Source organism: Vibrio sp. Of7-15, from assembly GCF_022347565.1.
Lineage (GTDB): Bacteria > Pseudomonadota > Gammaproteobacteria > Enterobacterales > Vibrionaceae > NORP241.
Genome location: NZ_JAKRGH010000040.1, coordinates 1 through 25,494, shown reverse-complemented (window position 1 = coordinate 25,494; position 25,494 = coordinate 1). Strand labels below are relative to the sequence as shown.

Genomic DNA, 25,494 nt, shown 5'->3' with positions numbered 1-25,494 from the left:
CATGCAGTTTTTCGCTAAAGCCTGACGCCGCTCCTTACCTGCTGGAGCACCGTAAGAGTAAAACCCAGATGCAGTTATTTTTTGATAATACCGTGTTGGATACCACCCAGCTCCAAGCAATAGAAGGATTGTAGGAAGCAAAAATAAAGAGAATGATGTTCCCATAACAAACCAATATTCATTACCCTCGATTGCTAAATAGTGTGCAGGCACCATTGGCACAAAGCCAAAACAAAAGACAATAATAAATGGTAGCCCCCATTTCCCGAAACGCCCCCAGTAATCGACCTCCCATTCCATGATGGCTGGCTCATTTTTAACAATCTCAGCATAAGTTTCTCGGCAAACATCTTCCCTATGCCCCCAATGTTTTAGTTCTGGATCGTTATTCAAACGCTGCTGCATTCTCTCATATGTATGTTTTCTTTCTTGTGCGTTATTCATCATTTTCTCACTGCTGATAGCCCCTTATAAACAAAAGGCAAACTCTGAGTTTTTAGTACATGCCTGATTTACCCTGAAACAAAAAAGGTGAGCGCAGGGCCCACCTTCTTCCATACAAACAGCATTAATTTGTTATTTCACTGTCTGCCTAAAAGGCATGGTGTCTTGGTGATCCCACCAGCGGTCAAAGAAGCGATCATTGACCTTGTTATACAGTTCAAGCTCATGCTGACCATATTCTTTAACAATTTCTTGTACTTGCTCTAGCTGAGCCTTACTTAAAATCAATGAGTTCGTACCTTATATAATCCCGGGAAAATAGGCTTAAATTCTTTTACCATTCCGTATGTACCTAACCAAGGCCAAGCACTTTCTTCTGGCTCTGGATCTTTAATCGAGCCCATTTTTAAGAACCCCAATGCCCCCGCACCGGCCCCCACAAACGCAATAGGGCCAGCAACAAACAGTAATAACAGCGCGATAATGCCCCCCCCGATCATGCAGTTTTTTGCTAAAGCCTGACGCCGCTCTTTACCCGCAGGAGCACCGTAAGAGTAAAACCCAGAGGCAGTTATTTTTTGATAATACCGTGTTGGATACCACCCAGCTCCAAGAAAAAGAACGATTATTGGAAATAAACAAAAAGAGAACACTGTTCCCATGATCAACCAATAATCATCACGTCCTACTTCAGTATGATGAATAAATAGCATAGGTAAAAAACCAATAAAGAAGATAACCCAAAAAGGTGTACCCCATTTTCCAAAACGACCCCAGTAATCAACCTCCCACTCCATGATGGCTGGCTCTTTTTTTACAATTTTTGCGTAAGTCTCTCGACATGCGCCTTGCCTATCTCCCCAATAGGTCAATTTCGGATCAGTATTCAAGCGTATTTGCACTCTTTCATACATATTTTTTCTTTTTTGTTCACTATTCATGATTTTCTCACTGCTGATAGCCCCTTAATAAACGAAAGGCGAACTCTGACTTTTTGTACATGCCTGATTTGCCCTGAAACAAAAAAGGTGAGCACAAAGCCCACCTTCTTCCATACAAACAACATTGATTTGTTATTTCACAGTTTGAATAAAAGGCATGGTGTCTTGGTGCTCCCACCAGCGGTCGAAAAATGAATCCACCGCAGAATTATAAATATCTAACTCGTGCTGACCATATTCCTTCACCATCATTTTTACTTTTTCTAATTGCTCCGAATCCACAATCAGGTAACTATCCCCATGAGTCTCTATTTTATATAACCCGCGAAACATTGGTTTCTTTAATAAAATAATCCCGTAAATTCCTAACCAAGGCCAAGCACTCTCTTCTGGATCTGGGTCTTTAATCGAGCCCATTTTTAAGAACCCCAATGCTCCAGCACCAGCCCCCACGAACGCAACAGGGCCAGCCACAAACAGTAATAACAGCGCAATAATACCGCCCCCTATCATGCAATTTTTCGCTAAAGCCTGACGTCGCTCCTTACCTGCTGGGGCACCGTAAGAGTAAAACCCGGAGGCAGTAATTTTTTGGTAATACCGTGTTGGATACCATGCACCTGCTAATAGAAATAAAATGCACGGAAGTAAGAATAGAGAAAATACAGTTCCCATAATAAACCAATATTCATCACGCCCTACTTCAGTATGATGAACAAGTAACATAGGTAAAAAGCCGATCAAAAAAGTAAGCAGAAAAGGTAGTCCCCACTTTCCTAATCGGCCCCAATAATCGACTTCCCACTCCATGATGGCGGGTTCATTCTTAACAATCTCAGCATAAGTCTCTCGACATACACCTTGTCTATCTCCCCAATAAGTTAAGTTTGGGTCGGTATTCAAACGCTGCTGGAGAGCGGTATAGGTATTCATTCTTTCTTGTGCGTTATTCATCATTTTCTCACTGCTGATAGCCCCTTATAAACAAAAGGCGAACTCTGAGTTTTTTGTACATGCCTGATTTGCCCTGAAACAAAAAAGGTGAGCACAGGGCTCACCTTTTATAGTTCGATACAAATTAAAGCTATTCTGCTTGTCTGAAAGGCATGGTGTCTTGGTGTTCCCACCAGCGGTCGAAAAAGCGATCGACATCTGAGTTATAAATATCTAACTCGTGCTGACCATATTCCTTCACCATCATTTTTACTTTTTCTAATTGCTCGGAATCAACAATTAAATAGCTTCGTGCGTGAGTTTCGATTTTATATAACCCACGGAACATTGGCTTTTTTAATAAGATAATTCCATAAACACCTAACCAAGGCCAAGCACTTTCTTCTGGCTCCGGCTCTTCAATCGAGCCCATTTTTAAGAAACCCAATGCTCCAGCGCCAGCCCCCACAAACGCAATGGGGCCAGCCACAAGCAGTAATATCAGCGCGATAATACCGCCCCCTATCATGCAATTTTTCGCTAAAGCCTGACGTCGCTCTTTACCCGCAGGAGCACCATAAGAGTAAAACCCGGATGCGGTTATTTTTTGATAATAACGTGTTGGATACCATGCACCTGCTAAGAGAAATAAGATAAGAGGCAGTAAAAACAGAGAAAATACTACTCCCATAGTTGTCCAATATTCATCACTTTCATTTTTTATTTCAATATGATGAACAAGTAACAGAGGTAAAAAACCGGTCAAAAAAGTCAGTAAAAAAGGCATCCCCCATTTTCCGAAACGCCCCCAGTAATCCACTTCCCACTCCATGATGGCTGGCTCTTTTTTTACAATCTTTGCATAAGTCTCTCGACATGCACCTTGTCTTTCCTTCCAATAGGTTAATTTTGGATCAGTATTCAAGCGTATTTGCACTCTTTCATACATATTTTTTCTTTTTTGCTCACTATTCATCATTTTCTCACTGCTGATAGCCCACGGTTAATGCGGAGCCCAAAGTTGGATTTTGCTTAATGGTGTTCAGTATCGCGTTATAAACTTCTGAACCTTTAATGTCTTGCCATGTGTCCCCAAACGCGGTTTCTACTACGGTTGGCTTTGCTTCAAGGCCCTGGCTGGTTAACCCGGCTACTGAGCCAGATACTGGCAATCGTTGAGCATCAAAACAATGGGGATGGCTATTGGCTTTCGGATTCCCGTTGTCATCAAGATCGTCTGGGTACCAAACTAACAGCATTAACGAGTTATGGTTATATTGGCGTGGCAGCCAGAAGGTAAGCAACTGGTTGGCAGTGCCTGTATTGCCCCACGTCTCGGTATGGCTTGTGCTGTTGGTTGGTTTTTCTGGCAATCGGGCTACTGTGCTATTGCCTTTGCCGACTAACGGGCTTTGGTTAATCGCCCAAGTTAAGTGACGCTGCGCTGGTTGCTCGATGACTTTTCTCTGGCCTGGTGTGCCATGGTAATAGCCTATCGTATCAATACGTGCGGCGTGCTCTCGGAGTTCAATGGGGAAATCCACCATCAACCAATACCCATCGACGCTGTGTAAGTTATCATTCACTGCCACATTATAAGGCATTGGCTTGGTATAGAACTTTTCCCCTAAGGTCGGTGATAGTACAACGTTGGTTTATTTTTCAATCGGCTGTACGCTTCCAGCGCTTTTAGATAGCCATCAGACTCATAATCCAAAGGAGTAGGATTAGAATCTACAAATTTCGATGTTACCCAAGGGGTTGTGATTAGCCAACTGGTGACATCGTCTTCTTTCACAAAGTTTAAATATGCAGTACAAATAGCGTAAAGCACACCAGCAAACAAATTAAAGCCTGGTATGAGCCATGGTGCTACCCCCCCTCCAAACAGGAAAGCAGCCTCTAATATTCCAGCGGATGCAAGTATTATACTGGAAGCGAGCTTACCCAAGTGTGCCATCATAGTTAAACCTGAAGTGCCCGGGATGTCATATTTGTATATTTGATAAGCTTCAAATGCCCCCCCAAGCGACTTCGCCATAGCTCCACTCATCCCCCACGTTAGCGTTTTTCGCAGCAGAACTTTGCTTGATTGACCTGGTAGTAACTCACCACTGGAGCGAGAAATTCGAAATAAGTTTTTGGAACTCAGCCTCCTCAACGCTTTTTCAGTAAATTTTTTATCAGTCTGATCCAGTTTTCCTAATAGCCCCTTCATTTCAGACTGATACCGAGCTCGAGTGGTTTCTGTCATAGACTCGAAAAGCCACAATACACGGTAAGTTAACGTGTAATCGTCTTTATCGTAGTGCTGGTGCTTGGCGGTAATTAAAGCTACATCTTCTATGAGCGCCAAGGCATTCAAGCCAATAACGATTCCGTCTAACCCGCGTGTGCCATATTTCTCAATAGCATCTAAGCCTTTTTTCGTAAAGACTAAAAAAGGGATCTGACGTGTTTAAACCATTAATTTTGGCGATTTGTGCCGCTGGCACATTGTAGGTGCTTGCAATAGTGCCAAGGGATTCGTGGCCCAGTGGATCTTGTGTTTCTTTGACGGTGTGCTCTCGCGGGCCAGTAACGGTTTCTTCTGTTGTTTTCACTATCACCACATCGCCAGCCATAACTTTTTCTTCTGGCGTTAGGCTATTCAAGAAAGGATTGAGTTCCAGCAAGGTGGCCAAAGGGATCCCTGCTTGAGAGGCGACTTCATTGAGCGTTGATGCTTGGGCGACCTTGTAATATTCCGCTTTTTCTAGGCTTCTTGATGGGTCGTCTGCCAACTCTGGTGTCGCCAAAATAATGCGCTCACCGGGATAAATTGTATGCCGACGTTCACCCACTTTGTAATCCGGATTAAGATCCAGAACGTCATCCAATCGATAGCCACGATCATAAGCGATTTCAGATAAGGTATCGTGTTTGATTACTGTATGTATATGCCCTTCACCACAATGGCTTGCGGCTTCAAAAAATTGTTGCTCTCCTACGGCTATAATGGCGTCGAGATCCAGTAAAGTGGCATTTTTTGCCAGCCAAGCACCATCAATGGCATCAAACTCTTTTTGTGTGAGCTTAAATTCACTATGGAATAAATGCTGAGGGCCAACAGGGGCATCAGCGACGCGCCAAGGCAATAAAATGCACGAAGACACGACGTTTTCACTTAATAGCACATCAGAGAGCCCACTGCTGGTGGATTCGGTTACCTGAAAGCCCCATGTGGTATCACCATCGACGATTTTGTATTCATGAAGCAACGCCTCATCCATGAAGTGATAATAATACCCTGACGTCGGCAACCCTAACCGTTCGCTGATTTCAATGCCCAGCTGAACGGGCACAAACCCGTCGTGGGCAATGTGGGTATCTATTGCTTCTAAGGTGACGGTTTCTAACGAGGTGTTTAACGAGGCGTCTCCACTCATGACATGCAGTGGTCTTGGCTCGTTTTCCATTACGCTGGCAATCAGCAGCACCGATTTTTCTTGTGGTACGATTTTAAATTGCTGAATAGTGGGCTCTGTTGCCGTTCTTCCTCACGCAAAGATTTGATTTAGCTGTAACGACTTAACGGCCTCTTTTGGGCAAGCCAGCTCAATGGCGTACTCAAACTCTGGGCTTTTTACTTTTTCTTCTTCGCTTTTCTCTTGGGGCGGGATATAAGTGGTGGCTGGGTCTTCAATTCGATCGTAATTGGCCTTAATAAATCTTTTTTTCACTGTTGTCATTATTGTCTTTTTTGTAATTAATACCCTGTACTTACGCACATTTTACACTGTGATGAATGGTGAGTCTTTTTTACTCACTAGGTGATTGCACTGAACCACTAGGCAAAACGATGTTTTTTTTAAGTGAAAGGGCCTGTGATCAATTTGCTTATTAAGAACGAATAAAAAATAAAAATCGTTGATAACTCTGAAATAAAAAAGGTGAGCCCGCACACTCACCTTATTTTATAAAAATACACCTCTGAGCAGCCAGAACACGCTATGGGTTACTTTCTAATCTTTCCATTTTTCGGCATTTTATCTGTTCAGTTTTAGGATCTAAAAGCTCATCAACAATCTGGTATAAGTCGTCTTTTCCCCTGTACAAATCACAAATAGGACCAAGTAAAAATAAAGCCGTAACGAATAACAGAAATATCACAGACCACTCACTTCTATACACCATAGTAACGATTGTAATAGATAATAGAGGTAAGAAGGAAAGTGCCACTCCAATAGAAAACTTTGAACTAGAATCAGGTCTTAAATGGCAGTCAACGGCACATTTGCCATTTTTAAGTGGGTACACCGTCGCCATTATACGAGCGTATTTATAATCTCTATTCCACCGGCTCACTCTGAACTTTCTGCCTCTTACACTAAATTCTATGTTCCCCGATGATTTATCCATCCCTTCTTTCACCCGACAGAGCCTTGCTAACAACGATTCGGCAGATTCATCACTGTACACCGTGTATTTGCGTTTAAATTTTCTTTTCATTCTAATCACTCAATTTTTATGCTTAATCAAGATCTCGCCCTCTATTTCTGTGGGCTTTACTTTACTCAGTAGCAAACTTTGATTTTTTCCGTGAGTAAAAGACAAAATGCCCAAGTGCCAACAATAAAAAAGATAAGTAAAACCAACACTCCATCTCTTTCCCTTTTATATGTTGATGTACTGAAGGGCTGACATCTAGCATAATCAGAAATTCTGGGGTCTCTTGGATATGGGTAACTATTCCTTTTATATCAATATAATCGTGTTCATTGATCAATTTATTCATCTTGTTAAGAAACAGTTTTTGAATATGGTGTATTTCGTCATACTGTAAAGACTTGATCTTTTTGATATTCATGTGTCTTAAGTCTTTCAGTGACATATCATAGTCCGCGGAAATTTCATTTAACCGTAGAATTAATTTTGGTTTATAAGACAAAGTGATGGCGTTGACATCATCGAATATTTTATTATAAACAGACAGTTCAAACCGTCCTCTTGCTTTCACAAAATCCATTAACCGGTTTATGGAAAATGCCGTAAAGCCTTGTTCTGAGCTACGTGCCGGATCATAATTTCTTATTTCAGAAAGCGCTTGTTTCACGTTTATATTGCTGCTCAGTTGTTCAGGAAACCATAATTTAGCCATGGCTTTTTTAATGTCACTGCACGAAAAAGTCGCACAATAAGGCTCTATGATTTGAGCATAAGAAGATAAAGAGTCTTTATAAGCCGTTATCAGAGTAGGAGAAGACAGTTGGTTTTGATCAATCGATGAATAAGCATTTCTAAAAAATGGGTGAGATGAGTACACTGCATCCCTTTCTTTAAAGAAATCGAGATGGGCCAAACTTAACGCCCCAGTATCGACTGTTTTCTTGTCATCTAATACGTAAAAGTCCCACCCATACGAAGACGTAGAAGTGAATTTAGGAATCGTCGCCCCGCTGATTTCAGTAATGCGCCCTTTTGCTAATCCCGAGTGCCCAACAGACACTGAACTGCCTGGATCTATGGTATAGCTCGCCATGAATGCCAACGGGAATAGAGTTAGGCATAACAGAACGTAACCAATTGCAACATACTTATGGTATCGGTAGCTCACGGAGCCTTCGTACTTTCCTAACATACTGTGATCGTTAACCTTGAGCACAGTATATTTCACCTTCTCTTTCAACTCTTGAGCATTAAGTTCAAAAGAAGCTATTTTTCCCTTCAGGCTCTTAAAACTTTCTATCTGCGCATTATCGAATGTTTGGGCTAGCGGCAAATGTAATGAAACTCCATCATTACCTTTTATTGTAAAGGTGACTTCTTGCCCCTCAATTTCGACTTCACTTACCGTGCCTAAAATCTTCTTGATTTTAAATTTAGAATTAATACTTCTAAAAAAATGGCTATAAAGCTTGTGCATTACAACAAAGAATAAAACCCATTTGTATAACCCTACATGCTCTCCATTAATTATTGCGCTCAATAAAAATAAGAATAATATTGCCATCAAAAATAATAAAAAATGCCTAAATTTAATTCCATCAGAGTTAATAAAACAGGTTTCTTTAAACGTTGCTATTCGAGAGTAGATTAAAGTGGCATCTAGATTTGGGATCTCCTTTTCTTCAGAGAAAAGTAAGTGCTCATGAACTCTTACTTGCTTTATTTCTTCAGTAAAGTCAGAGCTAAGATCAAACACATCATCGATTTTTAGTAAATAGAGCTGGCCTTGATGATTAATGCATTGAATCGACTTTTCATGCTCACCCTGCATTTCTTCTATGTAATTTTTACGATAAAGCAGCCTTTTGGGGATAAATACTTTTTCTCCATGCAAGAAATGATAATCATCGTATTTATTTATGTATGAAAAATCACCATAATTTTTCTCACTGAAGATATCATCCTGATCCGATACTCTAATTCCGTACACATAATATACCGCATCTCTTTGCTCCTCAGATAAATCCGATATATTGTCTAATAAATACTTATTTTTCTTTGACTTAAAAAACCGATAAAGCTTTCTAAAATCAACATAGGCTATTATCAAAACACAAAGTGTAAAACTCAAAAACGCTAAATCAATCATTTATCTGCTCTATGTGTAATCTGCGGGAGGCCCACCATAAACAGCCTATTTATCAATAAGTAAATCTTTAGGCTGTTACCCTTAAAACTCCACATATTTTACAATGATAAATTTCCTTAGTCTGCTTAGGTTATATAGGTAATTTGACTAAATTGATAGCGAAATAAACTGGTTTAAGCCAGCTATTATTGAATGGTATTTTTATAGCGAATGAGGTTGTTTTCACTTTCGTTGTTTAAGTTTTTAATTATCGATTCTTTTCTTACCGTTTTTCATTACGGCATTACTCATCAATAGGTAGGTGCCCTGTTTTCATCAACATGGTGGTATTTTCGGTTAAGCATCGAAGTGATTGACTGACATAAGGACTTCGTAGCCAAGTGCCTGCTGAGTAGGTTCCGAATTCATCTTGCAACACGCCAGATAACACCAAAATCTCTTGGCCACCCACCACGTTTTCATTCTGAAAGTGATCCCCTTTTGAGCTGGTAATTAACGTAACCTGTTCGTTCCCAAATTTGTGCAAAGGCAATGTGTGAAGTCCCTCAGTATTCGGTAACCAAGCAGACGCTGTTGTATCAATCACCACTGATTTAACATCTTGGTGCTCGAACTGATTCAGCTTTACGAAAATCACACACCCTAGTTGGCTATAAGGTGTATGGGCACTTCCTGGGGGATTGCGAATATAAGAACCAGCAGGATAGTGACCGTGTTCATCAGAGAACACCCCTTCCAGAACATAGATTTCTTCTCCCTTGGGATGAGTATGCCTTGCGAAATGAGAGCCAGCCTCGTATTTGACGATGCTGGTTGTGTGCCCCGATTCTTTTTCTTCACGCTCTAACGGTTTACGCCATACACCCGGCGCAGGGCTCGAAAGCCAAGGCGTATTCACACTTTCGACTGCCACCCTTTGGGTAAAATCCATGTTAATCATAAACCACCTATATTTTGAATTAAGAGGCTGCCTTCCACACCTCTCAAAATCGAGTGATATCACCATACTCTTCGATCCGTGCTACCACATGAATACCCCGAGCTCAGATTAAGTAAGTGAAAACAAACTTCACTCACTTAACCTTTGATTTATGGCGCTAGTATTTATTCACATGGCGGAGCAAGGTGGATCATAGCCAAGCCACCTAATGACGTTTCTCGGTACTTTTTATTCATGTCTTTACCCGTTTGGTACATAGTATCAATGACTTTATCTAACGAGATCAGACATTTGCTGGTTCGCTTCAATGCCATACGTGAAGCATTAATGGCCTTCATTGCCCCCATGGCATTACGCTCTATACAAGGCACTTGCACTAACCCACCAATGGGATCGCACGTCATACCCAGTGAGTGTTCCATGGCAATTTCCGCCGCCATGCAGATCTGCTCATTGCTGCCGCCACGAAGCGCTGTTAAGCCCGCTGCTGCCATGGAAGAAGAGACCCCCACCTCCCCTTGGCAACCCACTTCAGCTCCTGAAATGGAGGCATTGGTTTTATACAAAATACCTATCGCCCCAGAAACGGCTAAAAAGTCTTTTAGCTGCTTAGTATCAAGCTCTTTAATAAAACGATGGTAGTACATCAGTACCGATGGGATCACACCCGCAGCCCCATTAGTGGGTGATGTTACAACTTGTCCACCAGCGGCATTCTCTTCACTGACTGCAAAAGCAAACAAGTTAATCCAATCCATGATTTCCATGGGATCATTTTCCACCGCCGCGTTCGCTTCCAATTTTTTCAATAAGGCAGGGGCGCGGCGAGTTACATTCAAGCCACCTTCAAGGATCCCTTCCGTATCAAACCCACGCTGCATACACAATGACATCACCTTCCATATTTGATCCGTTTTTGCATCTAGCGTCTCGGTATCTTGGAAAGCAAGTTCATTACGCAACACAAGGCCACCTAGGCTCAAGCCGTGTTTTTCAGCTTTTTGCAACAATTCATCCGCAGAGGTGAAAGGAAACTCTACATTCACTTCCGCTTCTTGCTTACCGTTTTCTAGCTCATACGCTGTAGCAATAAACCCACCGCCAATCGAGTAATAGGTTTCAAAGCCAACCAAATTGCCTGCCAGATCAAACGCCGAGATGGTCATGCCATTCTCATGGAGTGGCAAGTTATCACTGTGGAACAGAATATCTTGCTCAAAATTAAATTCTATGGGCTGTTTACCGGCCAATAACAGTGAACCTTCATCAATCGCATTGCGCATAGCGGCATTGGCACTTGAGATTTTAATCGTATCGGGTTTATTACCTAACAAACCAAGAATGGTGGCACGATCGGTGTGGTGCCCTTTGCCTGTTAACGACAATGAGCCATACAAATCAACCTGAATGCGTACCACATCAGAAATCGTCTTTTCGATAAGTTGAGTGAAATTGTACCCAGCGATCATCGGGCCATTGGTGTGTGAGCTGGATGGACCAACTCCAATTTTGTAGATATCAAAGATAGACAGCATAAACATTACCTATTGCAACAGTGTAGCAAGAGCCCTTTTGGAAATAACCACACATACTCAATACGAAAATGCAGACCCAAAAGACCGTGTGAGCGTTTATTGGTTAGCAAATAACTCTGTTTATTTTGTTATTAAAGTTTAGTTGCTTTCACATGATCTGCTCTCATCAGCAGCGACAAAAACTGCTTTTCAAGAGACCATTAGTGCGATAACCCGCTCTGAACGTACCATACGGAAAAACCGCGCTGTAATCGTTCAATTTATTGGCAGAAAACTAGCACGAAAGATTTCATAAGAGAACTTAAAAACAATAAGGTTAATGACGAAAAAATCGTCACTTGAAGAGAAAAATATCCCACTGCTGAATCTCACCATCGCCCTTATTTACACTGCCTTCATCACTCATCTTATTCAATTTGTCCCGATATGCATTCTCATTTGGGGATAAATAGGGCTCATAGCGTGGCAACCTTTTATCGATAAGCTCATGGTTAATGACTGATATTATTAAACTTAATCAAGCACTCTGATCTGATGAAGGATTTACCTGAATATGAAAAACCATACAAACCGGAGCGAAAAAACTAAAATACCTACCTCGCTATTTTCTAAAAAACGTAGCATTCACATTTTTGCAAAGCTGCCATAACAACCTAAAAACGCCACTTTAATGAAAGTTAATTTTTGTGCGGTACGCACGTTTTTTCATCACGGTAAAGTGGTGATCAGCAAAGTCGACATGTACAAGTTTTTGGGTGTTTTAGCGATCACCTTTATTTTTCAGCCGCCAGATCAAGAGAGTTTTTTGCTTTCACTCCTTCTGTTTTTCCATTTTGATAGCCAAAATTGAACGCCTTTTACTCTAGATCACTAGGATCATCGACGTTATCGCTACGGGATTTGCTTTTTTACAGTCAGATGCACGTAAAGGTGTAGGAAGACACACTTTCATCACGGTGTGCGGTTTTCATACAAAATGGCATATATTTTTTATAAAGCGACCAGACCCTAAACGATACATTACCTGAAACGACAATGGGCGCTCTTTCACCAACAAAGAGCGCCCATTCATTTATCGTTGTACTTTTAAGGGCAGAGTTCCCCTTAAAATACCAATTTATATTTCAATAACTTACTCAGCAACTACAGATAATATCGAAGAGTTCGCCTTCCCTTTATTATCTGTCACCGTTAACTTAAAACTCAGTGTGTCATCGGTGTGCGGCATGTATGCATAAGCGTAGCTTTTATCCGCGTAGTCAATACGAACCTCAGGGCCATCGACTTGTGTCCACTGATAGCTAACCACAGAACCATCTGGATCATGAGATTGACGACCATCTAACAACATCCACTGCCCTTTTTGCACTTTATTAAGCTTTGCAATGTTTGCCACTGGCGCTTTATTTGAGTCTGGCGCGGTTGATTCCACCTTAACCGTGTGCACAGCTGCTGCTGATCCACCAGCGTTATCCGTTACCGTTAACTCAAATTTTAGCGTGGTATCAAACTCAGGGGCCATAGCATACGCGTAGCTGCTGTCGGCATAATCGATTCTAACGGTCGGGCCTTCGATTTGCTTCCATTGGTATTGCACCACCTCGCCATCACTATCAAACGAGCGTTGGCCATCCAATGTGATCCAACGGTTCGCCATCACTTTCTGCGGTGGCGCTACTGTCGCTACTGGCATGGTATTCTGAGCTTGGGAAGACCCTTTCAGCATTACCGTTTGAATAGCTGAATGCTGGGCACCAGACTCATCAGTTACGGTCAGTTTAAACAACAAGGTATCATCTGATGCAATGGTCTTTGGCGCATTTACCCAAGCTCTTGCACTGTTCGCTCGGTTAATCACCAAAGATTTGCCCGCCACTTGCTCCCAAAGATAACTTAACTCACCTGACTTCGACTCTGATTGGCGACCGTCCAAGAAGAACCAGCCCCCTTCTTCAACAGTTAACGCTGGAAAAACTATCGCAGTCGGACCTTGTTGCTCAACAACAATAGCGCCCTCATAAGGAATCGCATTGTGCTCAGTCACCGTAATACTAACATCGTTGTTTGTTGCTAGGTTAAACTGTGCTTCACCATTGCTGTTTGTGTACACAACTTGTGGCTCAATACTGTCACCAACGATGGCAACACGGGCATTTTCTAACACGTTACCACTCTTTTGAACCACAACCGTGAACGCATTATCTGATTGTGTTGAGAGCAGTTCTGGATGAGTCACCACCAATTGTTGTGGTCGTTCGGTTCGTAGTTCTAATTCAGGATCTCCAAACCAGCTGAAAAAGCGAGCTTCCGCTAATGCCGTACCTTGTGTTCCGTAGTGGCTAAACAAACGCTCTTTTGCGCGGTTTAACGCTGCCGCAGGACGCCAAGACACCGGATAAATCGCGCTCGACCACGTGCCATCGTAATCATCCCAGAAACTGTCCATCAGACCTGCGTGTAAATTATCGTTATAACCCGAGTAACTCACGCGCGCTGCCCCTGTAAAACCAACTGCACCGCCATTTGGGTTTCTCATCCATGATTCCGCAAACGAATCTTTGCCATCGAACCAGCCCGTGGCACAATTTAAGCTCAGTACCACTGGCGATAAATTACCGTTATTAAGCTGATTCACTTCTGTTTGGGTAAAGTGTGGATCGGCCCAGCCTGAACCATCGCCATAACCGTGATCTCGGTGCATCACAAAGCCAACACCGTCGTTAATGGCTTGAGCGATCTGAACTCGATCACCATTACCCTGATTTTTCCATTCTTGAGGCACTATTGTTGGTGGTGTGATACGAGCAGTACCATAATCCCAACCGCCATATCTTAGTTCATTAGTAAGATCCGCATCCCACTGAAGGGCTGTATGGATCTGATACCCTTTATTGAACAAATCACCTTCACCTGCAAAGAAATTGTAATCAGGGCCTAAAAAGTCTGCCACGCGGTGCAGATCTTCCATGAACATTCTGTCGGCTTTGTTGTTCTGGTTTCGATCTTGGAACTGACCTGCTAATAAAGCATGACGATAACGATCGGAATCCACCGGATTTTTGGCATAGGCTAAAGTACGAGCCACCATAGATTGGATATGCTCTGGCGTGTCACCAGGTAAGCGCCCCATGATCACATCTGGAAATTTATCTTCACCATCAAGTAATGCGTAATCAAAATCGGTATGCCACTGATGATCGGCACCATGGAAGCCATGGCCTGTCACTGACCAACCTGGTACATCTTCGTGATCTCCCACAAACAATACGTAAGAGGTCATCGTACCGTTATGGTACGCGTCAGACATAAACGCTTTAATCTCTGCTTGGGTGCTGCCTGTTTCTGAAATAGGAGCAACGTAAACTTTATAGCCCATCTTGCGCTTCCAAGCTGCTAACGGCTCTATGGCTTCTTGAAAACGATCGGCGGTAATGATCAGATAATCAGCATCATGAAGCTCATTAGCTGGTTCGTTGGCATTGGCCTGTTTCTTATCGTTATTAGCCAGAGCCACTCCTGATGGACGTAAATCAATCACAGCAGAGTTACCGCTTGAAGAAACCGCCTCTGTTTGACTACGACGTTGAGACTTATCGCCATGATTTGCATACTCGAAGCTCAAACGAAAACGCACTTTGGTTGCAAACATCACAGATTTATCTAACGGATTAAATTCAATCGGTCGATAAGACAGAACAACGTAGTTCTTACCTCTAACACGTATGGTTTCAGCGATACGGACTGGCGCTACCGTGTCTGCTAACAACTCATAAGAAGCCTGATTTTTAATAAATGGCATGTTTTCATCAGGTCGCTCGCCCGTTTCTGTCACCACATCAGGAAAAGGAAGCTGCACCGGATCCACCGTTATATCAGAAAATGTCTCAGACCATGACACATCATCGATAACTAACTTGGCAGTCGCGCCATCTGGAATGCGAACCATCTGACGATACCCTGTTAAGTTTGGCTCACCAGGCTCTGCCGGGCTACCGCCATCAGGAAGGATGATGCGGTTATACACCAAGCCATCGTCCATCACCACTTTTCCTAGAGTCAACTGGGACAAATTCGCTTCTAATACAGCGCCAGTCAATTGTTGATGTACGACAGAGATTGGTTTGGTTACTTCTGGCTCCGCAGAAGAATATGAGAATGGTGCGACAGAATCCGTCATTTGATCAAAGTGGATCACTTGCTGATCAAACATACCTTGATCCACATGTTCAACAGCCATCGCAGGTTGCGACAGAATTGCCAACGCCAAAACAGACTTCTTAAAATTTAATACCACTGTGTTTGTCCTATTATTATATTTACTTTTACTCTTTTATTTAAATATCAATATGAAAAAACAACTCATAACGATATCGAAGAGCTTATATCACTACTTATTAAAAATAGAGTAAACATACTAACGACAACGAATTGATAATTACGATGAATAATTTAAATAACTGGAGCAAGATCTTATAAATTAATAAAAATAGGCCCTTAATGTTCAAAAGTATATAACTGATCCTTTATCGCTCTATAGATTTGAAATTTAAAATAAAATTCAATTAATTAAATTACCATTAAAAAGAAACAAAAAATTAAAATATCATTAACACCCATCAAGAAAACTTTGAAATGAGATAAGAACAAAGCGGCGCTTTTCTTTTATCGAACTAGACTTAGAAAGGGGATTTTTAACTAAAACAAGGCAGGTTACGTTGAATGCGAATAAGCTGAATAAGCGATATAAAGTACAACGACGATCCCTTTCATCCATCTTCAGTTGGATCCACGCGTACCTTATTGCTATCTCATTAACTTTCAGTGCTTATTCACCCGCCAGTGAACTTCCTGTTGTGAACATTGCAAAACCTGGTTTACCCGTTTTATCTTTACTTGCTTCCGAAGAGGTGCTCAAAGAGGCCTATCAACGCCTAGGCTATCAAGTGCATTTCATTCCCTTTCCCACTCAACGCTCTTTGGTTGAAGCTAACTTAGGCCGTGTCGACGGCGAATTAATGAGACATAAAAACATTACTGAGGACTACCCAAACTTAATCAAAATACCCGTATCAATTTTTTCAGAAAAAATGGTAGTTTTCGCCCATAACCCTAAGCTTATCGAACAAATGGGGCCATTAAACTGGGAGAATATTGCACCTTATCGGCTGGGTTCCATCATTGGGTTTAAAGTGGCAGAAGAGGCCGCCAAAACGTTGAAAGTTGATTTTGTTGTTAACTTAGAAACTCTGTTTAACAAGCTCATTGAAGGACGAACCGATTTTGTGCTTGGCACATACAGTTCTGGGTGTTACGTAAAAACAAGATTTGGTCATTCAGTTTTTTTAGTTGATGGCCACCTCGCTGAATATAACTCCTATCACCACCTACATCGCTCAAAGAGCCATTTAGTCAAACCACTCACCGATATATTAAATAAAATGAAAGAAAATGATGAAATAAATAAAATAACCAAGAATATATTAACAACTCGTTGCAATAGTTTATTTGGTGAAAAACCTAAACTCCCTTTTGACCGTAATTAATACCCTACCATATTACGTGGTAGGGTATTAATTTCACTTATTATCTGAATTCAGGATTTACATAACCGCTTCCCGTTGGATTTGAGAAAGAATAGTCGTGTCTTTAATTTTATGATCATCAGCCAGCATTAATGCTTTTGATAATACCAAAGACAAACCACGATCCCCTTCAAATGGCATGAACATGGTGTCCGTCACGTCTTTTTTACTACGAGTCGGGACAATACATAAATACTCATCGTTCGGTGCCATGAGAATATTACTGCTGCCGATATGTATTTTATAGGTTCTTACCTTGCCTTCCACCACCAAGAAATTGCCTTCAATGTTGGCCACATCTGCAATTTTTAATTTAGGCAGTAAAAACGACAGCACCGTTTTGCGTGTTTTTGCCATTTCACTCAAATCACCAAATGAATAACCACGCCAGTAATCGCGCGCTCGATCCGTCGTGCCTTGTGAATCTTGCCATTCGGGATCGTTACCCACACTAGACACACCAACAAACAAATCCACATCACGGAAAATTTCAGAAAACACGAGAGTAGGTACATCAACTAAATCGATAACCTGATCCGTTTCCGTATTGATAAAGCGTACCTGATCCGTGGCGACGTAATACCAAATGCCCATGTCATTGAACTGATCTTCCCCCGTATCGACTTCATCAATCCAGAATTCAGCTCTCAAGTTGAACTCAGACAAAACAATATTTGCCGTGGTATTATCGATGCCATCGTCGTAAGAGCCCATTAAGGTGTACTGCCAGCCCCGCTGTTTTGCCAGCGCACTCAGCTGATGCTGTTTTAAAATGTGCGCCGCCATCCGGTTACTGTACGACTTAGTGGTGACTTCGGCATCAGTTAGTAAGTAAATTTCACGATACGCTTGTTTTAATGGCTGACGAATTTCATGACGCGACATGAACTCACGCCATGCTTGCACACTAGTCACTTCAGCTAAAACAGGGTGCCACATAGTTACAACATCGACATTAGATAACTCGATAGGCTGACTGAGTTCATTCACCCAGATCCCATCTAAATAAAACGCCGATTGAACCTGCTCACCTTGGTGTAAATTCCAAACTAATTTGGTTGCAATGGTGCTCATTAAGCCATGATGTAGATACAAGCTTTCAAACTGATTGTAAGGCCACTGCCGCTCTGAACGATACATGCGATCCACACGATCTCGCTGAGCAGCAGAGATCAAGCCGATCTGTTTAATATCGGCTTTTAACGCTTTGAGATCATCGGCGTGATCTGATTTCACCACACTCGGCACGGTTTTACGTGGCTTACCCTCAGCATCAAACCAAGCTAAACTCGCTTGTCCTGGCTTTTCAAGCACAATGCGAGCAGTAAATCCGCTCAATACCGTCTCTTTCTTTCCCTTTATCAATCCAAAATCGTCAACACACAGATCTTCCAGCTCATTCACCGTCATATTTAACGCATTGGCTGTGGCCGTTAAATGTTTGATGATCAGCTTTTTGGTTTGGGCATGTTTTAATCGAATTTGCAGACGTGACAACACTTGAACCGCCGCCAACGAGCCGACGTCACCTAAATAGTTCAAGCACATATTACACAGCTTACCTGAGCCCTGAGACTCAGCCAGCTTCGCCACTGCTCGCACAACATTTTCGCTGTCTAAGAAGTGCCCCGTCAACCACACTAACGATTTCACATCATTAAAGTCCATTGGCACATCGATGGATTGCTCTAATAAACGGATCAGCGTTTTTTCTACATCCGATTTACCGGTTTCTTCGATAATGCTGGCGGTTTCTTTCATGAATTTTGCTGATGGTTTGCCCGCTTTAGCTGCTCTCATAACAGTAAGCAGTTGATTCCACCCTAGCCGCTCATGCTCTGATAAACTATCTAAAATCGCTTTGGCTTGTGCAGGAAAACCCCACCCTGCACCTTCCGGCGCAAGAAAGTACTCAGGAAAGTCGGCCTCTTTACCATGCTGATGAACAAACAAGACATAACGAGCTTCACGCAATAGTTCCGATAAATCCACATCATAATAGGGGGAGTTCGCTAAGGTTTTCACTACCCCTTTAAACATCGCTTCCACGGGGTCAGATAGTGTTTTGCCGTTGTATTTGGTGAATAGCTTACGATAAAAATCCTCATAACTTCTTTGAATATGGTATTTTGATGATTCGACATCTTCGGCGCAGTTACCTTCAACCCAATCAAAGACTCGTACAATCTCTGTATCCGTAAGCTCTGCTAAATCAAGATCATCAAAACGCTCTGAATACACGCTAGGTTCTGGGTTTTCATGCTGCCAGCGTAGCCTGTTAGCGTCATAGCCAAAATTAACACTGTCACTATGGCTGCCATAAACCTTCCATACACTCGACGTATTAATTAGTGAAATTACATCATTCAATAACATTAGATCATTCGAGTTCATTTCACGCTGCTCTAAACCTCGCAGCATCTCAGCCAGAATTCTCTTTTCAAAACTCAATAGGTACTTAAAGCAATTTTTTCTCACGGTACTATCATCAATACACAAACGTATGATGTTATGCATGACAGCGTCATAATCCGATTGATTATGATAAAGGCTGTGCCCATCATCTGCTTTACAAAAAATGAAGATCTCTTTTAACACACGATCGTAATAACTGTGGCACTGACAACACTCTATAAAAAAGCGAGATTTTTGGTCCACATCCCAGTTTTTCATCTCACTAAAATCATAATCTAGGGCTGCAAAATATCGTTTATGCGAACTGTCCCCCTGAATAAATAAGCTCGCTTTTTTCTCTAAGCTTTGTTTGAACAAATCTAGAAAAAGGTAATCAAATTCTCGTGACTGCTCTTGCTGCTCGTATCGTGTGATTTCTTCTTTAACAACGCTTAAATAATACGTCATGTCTCTCATGAATGATGCTTCCTTTTTTACCCGCCCACTAATGGCACTAATTTAATAAAACAAACCTGCATTTCGGGATGAACTCGAACCACTTGATCTAATGACTCAACTTGTTGTTCATCCACTAACATGATGTAGCCATTCTTTTGAAAAGCAGATAACGCTACTTGGATTTGTTTTTTCGCATCGATTTGATGCGCTTTATCACGGTAGCCATTCAGTTCAACTTCCGCTTTTTCAGGCTGAACCAAACCTTGATATTTTGCATCGACTTTATCGCGATAAAGCTGTATTTCTTGATAGATACGCAGTGAGATAATTTCTTCTACCGTCATGTGATTTTTTCGGATTTCACACATCATCTCGCTTAATAGAATTCCAGCAAGATTCTTATCTTGTATTTTTACTTTTATCATTTATTTCCCCAGCCAAGAGAAGCGTTAAGAGCTCAACTGCAAACTCATTGTTAGAACAATGAAATTTGATTTGCTAAGCAGCAAAGAATAGCGGACCTCATCACAAAAAAGATTGAGATGTGTATCAGATTAATGATAATTATGATTTTCACACTTCTCAGTTCAGTACTATCGAAAGTGACGATGATTAGAATGAGTCAGCTAATAAACCCAATACACATTATTCATTCCGCCTTTAAACATAAAAGCCGCCCGAGAGCGACTTTTATCATCCATTATTACCAGTACTTAATCTCCTGCAGGAATTCTATAACGCCACGTATTATCGCTAGATATCCAGCCCACAATACGTTCATCTTTTTCCTTCTGGTTGTAACCATTCCACACATCAAAGAATGCATTATAGGTCTGCTTATCTTCCTTAGGTAACTCCATCCATGGGCCTTTATTCCACTCACGCTGTTCAGGCAAAGAAAAACCAATTTTTTGTATGAGATCAAAACCTAGTGGTTCTTTAACACCGTCTAAATAAGCTTTATCAAACTCATATTTTAAACATTGGGAATCGTTAATTTTCTCGATTTTGGCTAACGGCCTTAATCCTTTCACTTTATTCCCTGTCGGAGACATATATTCAGGTTTAAACACACCAACAAACAAACCACGTTCAATTGGGCTGAGTAAACTCATGGTATTTGGATTTGAAGACTGCTTATTTAATACCGACAGTTGTTCGTCTTTCGTTAACATTGGTAAATGAGAAAGCAGCTCTTTTACTTTATTTCCGTGTATCGTGTTAGACAAATCTTCTTGTATATTAACCTTACCATTTGCTTCACACTTATAACTTCCGACAAAGTCATAATGAACCTCCATGATTAAAGAAGCAGGCTTAGTTTGACCGTATGATTGGAAGTAATCCAATATGACGGAGCCAGAAGTAGAGCTACCAGCAACAGGCACATTAATTCGCGTTTTTTTCCAATCCCACTGTTGCTGCTCAGCATCTGGGGCTATCTTATCTTGCAGGTAATCCATGTTCATCGTCCCTACAACATAAAATGTTACGTCGCTGTCCCATGTAAAGTCAGACAATTCCTCATTCGTTGTTTTTACATGATGAAATTTCCCATCAACTTGAACAAATAAGGATAACCGAGGATGACCTGAGCTAGCTAAAATGTTCATTTTTTTAAATTCACTGGAGCCATGAGTATAAAAACTAGGCAAAAGCAAATCGTTTTCTCGCAGCTGTAGTCCGCTCACATCCGTTAAAGGTGAGTTATCATCAACAGACATAAGAACAGGTAAATTAGGCAGTAAGTCAAACTTGCTATGATCGGAAACCCCTTTCATTTCAAATTCGTACTCCATATCTGCAAAAAAATCATACCCAAAATAGTTAAGCCAATTGAAAGTCTTATCCGTCCAATGACCAAGCATGGGCTTCATACCCCAAATATGTCGCTGGGCAAAATAGTAACTTGGCTTGAACTTCAATGCTAAACGCGTCTCACCTTCGACGAAGCACAATTCGTCATCAGGAAAAATGTCTTTCGTTTCCATGTGCGTCATTGTTAAAAAGAAAGTCGGCCCTTTCACAGATGTTGTCCATAAATCTGTTCGGTTGTAATTTAGCCTCACATGGGCATACCGTGCACTTTTACTAAATTTCGCCTTCGCCATCACAATAAGTTTGACTTCATCGAAGGGGCTCAGTACTACTCCTCTTTGATACCGCTTCCATTTTTTTTCACCCATTTTGCGGTGATACAAACGCGTCTCATCAATATCGTCTTCAGTAACAAAGTTTGTCCCCGCTTGCATAAGAGGCACTAAGCCTTTCTTGTTTTTGGTGTACTCCACCATAACAGGAAATATACTTGAAAAAGCCCCGGCACTTTTCTCTTTAAACTTCAAATTTAGCGTTACATCTTTACTTGTGTGATTTAATCGATGCTCCGCAGTCCAAAAGGCCATTTTTTGATCAAAATAATTATCAATAAAAGCCTCAATATTTAACGCATTAAGATTTTTTTCTCTGCGTTCATTCGCTAACCACTCATCCACCCATGCGATTGCCAGAGAATAATGGTTGTAATCCGCTGTCCATTCATCGGATCTTAAATATTTTGCAATGTAGCCTTGCACAAAATCTTCTGAATTATCTTTAATTGATTTTACTTCATCACCATCTAGACGATTTTCAATAAAATCTAATAAGATCATTAAGCCAGATAACGCAATACCACGAGAGTAATACAGTTTAAGTAAATAACTGGTAAATGCTCCGTTGTCTTTCTCAATTAGCTTTTGTTGCGCGGTGTCTGTACTTGGGAATGCCTGTTTAGCCCAATCATCTGACACCTCTTGACTCAACTTCTTATAGCCTTGTATTAAGCTCGCCTCGTAGTCATACACATCAAACAGCTCACGCTTTGTGTTTCGGGCCGTTTTGTATTGCAAAATAACGTCATCAAGAACCATTTGATCAATAACATCAACTGCATTGGTGACCGCAGAAGTCGCCTCTTTCAGGAACATCGCTCCCCACGCAAATGGGGCAATACCAGGAATAAAACCAGCCGTTGTTAATGCTGCATTAGACATAGAAGCCAGCATTTTTTTCTCACTTTTAAGCTCTTCATTATGCGCTTTCAAATGATGAATACGATGATTTTCAAGTAATGAGAATAATGTTCGACTTTGCGCGACACGAAAACGAGTTTTATCGGTGAACACCGTGATACTCACACGACGATTATTATCATCTGAATTATCGAACGGGTTTGAGAAGTACCCAAAATAGTTTATTTCTACCCGTTCTGACAATAATGCATTTTCTGACAGCTTCATATGATCCTTCACCGCGACAACACGATCTAGGCTCAGCTTTAAATTATGTTCTATGCTTCTTTTTGTATCCGCATAACCTTGAACCAATAAATAGGCATTGTCATTTTGATGTAAGAATTTAATGACATCGTCAAGGTAGTTTTTATCTCGAAGGCCAATCTTTGATTGATTCTTGTCAAACAAAATATCAAATTGAAGGCCAAGACTGCTTCCCTTTACTTTATAAAAAGCCGAGTTTGGTAAACCTTCTTTCAAGGCATCTAATTTCTCATCCGCAATGGGTAGAATACAGCTTTTTATGTATGCTTTACTGGCTTGGGTTAACTTCTCTTTTGCCTTTTCTTCACTTTCTTGCGCCGCAAGCCACCCACCAATATCTCGGCAGGTGCCGTCAATTGCCAGTGCTAAGTCAGCCCCTTTCATCGCCATATCCGCTGCTTTAAAACTGTGATACCAGCGGGCATCTAATCGGCGGTTACTCGCTTGCCACTTCTCAACGTCCCAATTACTCGCTTTATACCCTTCATGGTTGCCTGTAAATACACCCGCTAAAAATTGAGAGCCTTTAAATGTTGGATTAGCTTTAAAATGCGCAATAACACCTTTCCTGTCCTTCCACGCTTTCCTAGCCGAAAATCCATCAAATATGACAGCTAAACCTGATCGCATTGGCGCGGGCAATTCTTGATCAAATTGACCAGCACTAATGCTGCTATTAATAGCCTTGGCAATATGAAGCGTTGCCTTAAATTTATCGGGTTTATTTTTATCAGCATTCCAATATTCTGCATTAATATAGTTATTACTTAACGTAAATGCTGCACTGCCTGCGGCTTTAATGGCCGCCAGCGGTTTTGTTAAATACTCTTGGGTTTTTGTGTCATTTTTTGAAATATCATAATGCTTAGCCAAATGAGAAAGTTGCGCTGGGAACTTAGAAATCATCATTTCTTCTAAGCTGACAGGATCTCCTGAAACCACCGCCATTTTTCCAAAAGGCGTTAACACACTAAACTCAAGATCTTCCACAAATTCGTATAAATAGTTACCTTCACCAAGGGATTCTAACTTTGACAAATCAAAATAATCAGGTATTTGCCCATCGTCGCTATTCATTACTAAAGAAAATTTGTACTTTCCTTTTGGGTTAGGGTCATGAAGGAAATGACGGAGATAAGAAAGGCTATCGTTATCTTCCTCAACCTCACTATCATATTGATATTGACTATCAATGTACCCTGAGTCCGTTTTTTCTAATTTCGTAATTGAACACTTTGCTTCAGACAATCTACCACTATTGAACATAACCAATAATAAAGGGGTTTGAGCACAAATAAATGCACTCACTGTATCACTTTTACTTACTGCGCTGTGCCAGCTGTTGTAAACCACTTCGTTGAGCACTTTGCCTTTTAATGCTTGTGAGTCTGGCTGACGCAGCAATGTGGTAGGCACGGTAAATTTTTTATAAGTGGTGAATAACTCAGCTCCTTTACCATCAGAGGCCAATACCTTTTCAACAAACGTGGTTAATCTATTTTCTTTATCTTCGGCGTCTTTTGATAGATTAAAATTAGCCAGCAATGATAAAGAAGGAAATGCCAGCTCGTATTCTCCATCTGGCAGGCTTAACCGTTTACACTTTTGTGTGAACATCACTTCGTGTTTATTTTCTTTGTCAACTTCAACCCAGTTTAAAGCAATAAGCTCTCCATTTTGGTTGGATGCCCATAACTCATAACGCGTGTTATTTTCTTTTTTAAATCGGCAAATAACCGGGGTTGATGCCAAAGGCATCATGTCTTTGGCTTTGTCTAACGACTGCGCATAAAAGTGAAACTTAGCCTCTTGCGCCGATTTATATTCAATGGCATTGGCTTGCAGCAGGTAAGTTGGTGCGTTAATCACACAGATATTTTTATTATTGTGCACTTCCATTGGCAATACACTCATAACTCAGCCCCCTGAAAGTTATACAGCATCGGACGACCGTAAACAGCTCTGCTGTTTTCAGCAATCCCCCATTTCCAGTTCACCCTTTTACATTTCATCAAATCGTAATCAGCCATTAAGCCAACAGCATACGTTTGTTCTTTATTAATAAGTACCTTTCCATCTAAACAGTCCGATTTTTCGTGAAACTTACTTATTTTTTGTGTTTTTAAATCAACAATAAATTGCTCACCACCATTCACCGTGGTTTTTAAGTTGCCAGCAATAGGGTTAATCATGATTCGACTGGGTACCGTACGGGAACTATTGATATGGGGCTTATCTGATAGTAGCTCTGCCCCTTCATTATAAATGTTGTTGGTCATTCCTTGGTATATTTGATAACCAAAGGCATTCACCACCACTCGTTTATCACCGATAAACTGCATGTACATGCCACGCTTTAAATCAGAGAA

General features: G+C 41.2%; 19 protein-coding genes. 1 reads left to right on the top strand and 18 read right to left on the bottom strand.

Translation table 11 applies throughout. The features are described from left to right. The 14 genes from MHO82_RS24195 to MHO82_RS24130 form a co-directional block, all read right to left on the bottom strand. A partial coding sequence (locus MHO82_RS24195; RefSeq protein WP_239188877.1) for a hypothetical protein occupies positions 1–447 on the bottom strand: 447 nt, incomplete at its 3' end. A 129-nt stretch (positions 448–576) separates the two neighbouring features. Then, positions 577–732, bottom strand: coding sequence for a hypothetical protein (locus tag MHO82_RS24190; RefSeq protein WP_239188875.1), 156 nt, complete (start codon positions 730–732; stop codon positions 577–579). Next, a complete protein-coding gene (locus MHO82_RS24185) occupies positions 729–1,385 on the bottom strand; it encodes a hypothetical protein (RefSeq protein ID WP_239188873.1) in 657 nt (218 codons plus the stop codon). Before MHO82_RS24185 ends, MHO82_RS24190 begins: the two co-directional genes overlap by 4 nt. A gap of 132 nt (positions 1,386–1,517) precedes the next feature. Then, entirely contained in the window at positions 1,518–2,342 is an 825-nt protein-coding gene (locus MHO82_RS24180; RefSeq protein WP_239188871.1) for a hypothetical protein, read from the bottom strand. A 127-nt stretch (positions 2,343–2,469) separates the two neighbouring features. Then, positions 2,470–3,267: a hypothetical protein gene (locus MHO82_RS24175; protein ID WP_239188869.1), complete on the bottom strand. Its 798-nt coding sequence runs from the start codon at positions 3,265–3,267 to the stop codon at positions 2,470–2,472. Between the two features lie 34 nt (positions 3,268–3,301). Then, a complete protein-coding gene (locus tag MHO82_RS24170; protein ID WP_239188867.1) occupies positions 3,302–3,904 on the bottom strand; it encodes a hypothetical protein in 603 nt (200 codons plus the stop codon). Between the two features lie 41 nt (positions 3,905–3,945). Next, entirely contained in the window at positions 3,946–4,674 is a 729-nt protein-coding gene (locus tag MHO82_RS24165) for a hypothetical protein (protein WP_239188865.1), read from the bottom strand. Positions 4,675–4,723: 49 nt separating this feature from the next. Then, positions 4,724–5,797: a LysM peptidoglycan-binding domain-containing protein gene (locus MHO82_RS24160; RefSeq protein WP_239188863.1), complete on the bottom strand. Its 1,074-nt coding sequence runs from the start codon at positions 5,795–5,797 to the stop codon at positions 4,724–4,726. A 60-nt stretch (positions 5,798–5,857) separates the two neighbouring features. Beyond that, the gene (locus MHO82_RS24155) at positions 5,858–6,049 is read right to left on the bottom strand and encodes a hypothetical protein (RefSeq protein WP_239188861.1); all 192 of its coding nucleotides are present in this window, start codon (positions 6,047–6,049) and stop codon (positions 5,858–5,860) included. A 259-nt stretch (positions 6,050–6,308) separates the two neighbouring features. After that, positions 6,309–6,809 (bottom strand): hypothetical protein, encoded by a 501-nt coding sequence (locus tag MHO82_RS24150; protein WP_239188859.1) that lies wholly within the window; start codon positions 6,807–6,809, stop codon positions 6,309–6,311. A gap of 61 nt (positions 6,810–6,870) precedes the next feature. Continuing rightward, a complete protein-coding gene (locus MHO82_RS24145; protein WP_239188857.1) occupies positions 6,871–8,895 on the bottom strand; it encodes a hypothetical protein in 2,025 nt (674 codons plus the stop codon). A gap of 283 nt (positions 8,896–9,178) precedes the next feature. Further along, positions 9,179–9,835, bottom strand: coding sequence for a cupin domain-containing protein (locus MHO82_RS24140; RefSeq protein WP_239188855.1), 657 nt, complete (start codon positions 9,833–9,835; stop codon positions 9,179–9,181). Positions 9,836–9,999: 164 nt separating this feature from the next. Beyond that, entirely contained in the window at positions 10,000–11,370 is a 1,371-nt protein-coding gene (locus tag MHO82_RS24135; RefSeq protein ID WP_239188853.1) for an L-serine ammonia-lyase, read from the bottom strand. A gap of 1,132 nt (positions 11,371–12,502) precedes the next feature. Next, the gene (locus tag MHO82_RS24130; protein ID WP_239188851.1) at positions 12,503–15,637 is read right to left on the bottom strand and encodes a C25 family cysteine peptidase; all 3,135 of its coding nucleotides are present in this window, start codon (positions 15,635–15,637) and stop codon (positions 12,503–12,505) included. A gap of 448 nt (positions 15,638–16,085) precedes the next feature. Here MHO82_RS24130 and MHO82_RS24125 point away from each other — a divergent pair, with 448 nt between their 5' ends. Then, complete coding sequence (locus MHO82_RS24125) at positions 16,086–16,913, top strand: transporter substrate-binding domain-containing protein (RefSeq protein ID WP_239188849.1); 828 nt, start codon at positions 16,086–16,088, stop codon at positions 16,911–16,913. A gap of 57 nt (positions 16,914–16,970) precedes the next feature. Here MHO82_RS24125 and MHO82_RS24120 read toward each other — a convergent pair whose 3' ends face one another. From MHO82_RS24120 to MHO82_RS24105, 4 genes are all read right to left on the bottom strand, one after another. After that, on the bottom strand, positions 16,971–19,823 hold the full coding sequence (locus MHO82_RS24120) for a DUF4132 domain-containing protein (RefSeq protein ID WP_239188847.1): 2,853 nt from the start codon (positions 19,821–19,823) through the stop codon (positions 16,971–16,973). A 17-nt stretch (positions 19,824–19,840) separates the two neighbouring features. After that, entirely contained in the window at positions 19,841–20,230 is a 390-nt protein-coding gene (locus MHO82_RS24115) for a hypothetical protein (RefSeq protein WP_239188845.1), read from the bottom strand. A gap of 288 nt (positions 20,231–20,518) precedes the next feature. After that, the gene (locus MHO82_RS24110) at positions 20,519–25,039 is read right to left on the bottom strand and encodes an OmpA family protein (RefSeq protein ID WP_239188843.1); all 4,521 of its coding nucleotides are present in this window, start codon (positions 25,037–25,039) and stop codon (positions 20,519–20,521) included. Further along, positions 25,036–25,494, bottom strand: a 459-nt coding sequence (locus MHO82_RS24105) for a hypothetical protein (RefSeq protein WP_239188841.1), incomplete at its 5' end; no start/stop codon positions are given. The genes MHO82_RS24110 and MHO82_RS24105, both read right to left, overlap by 4 nt.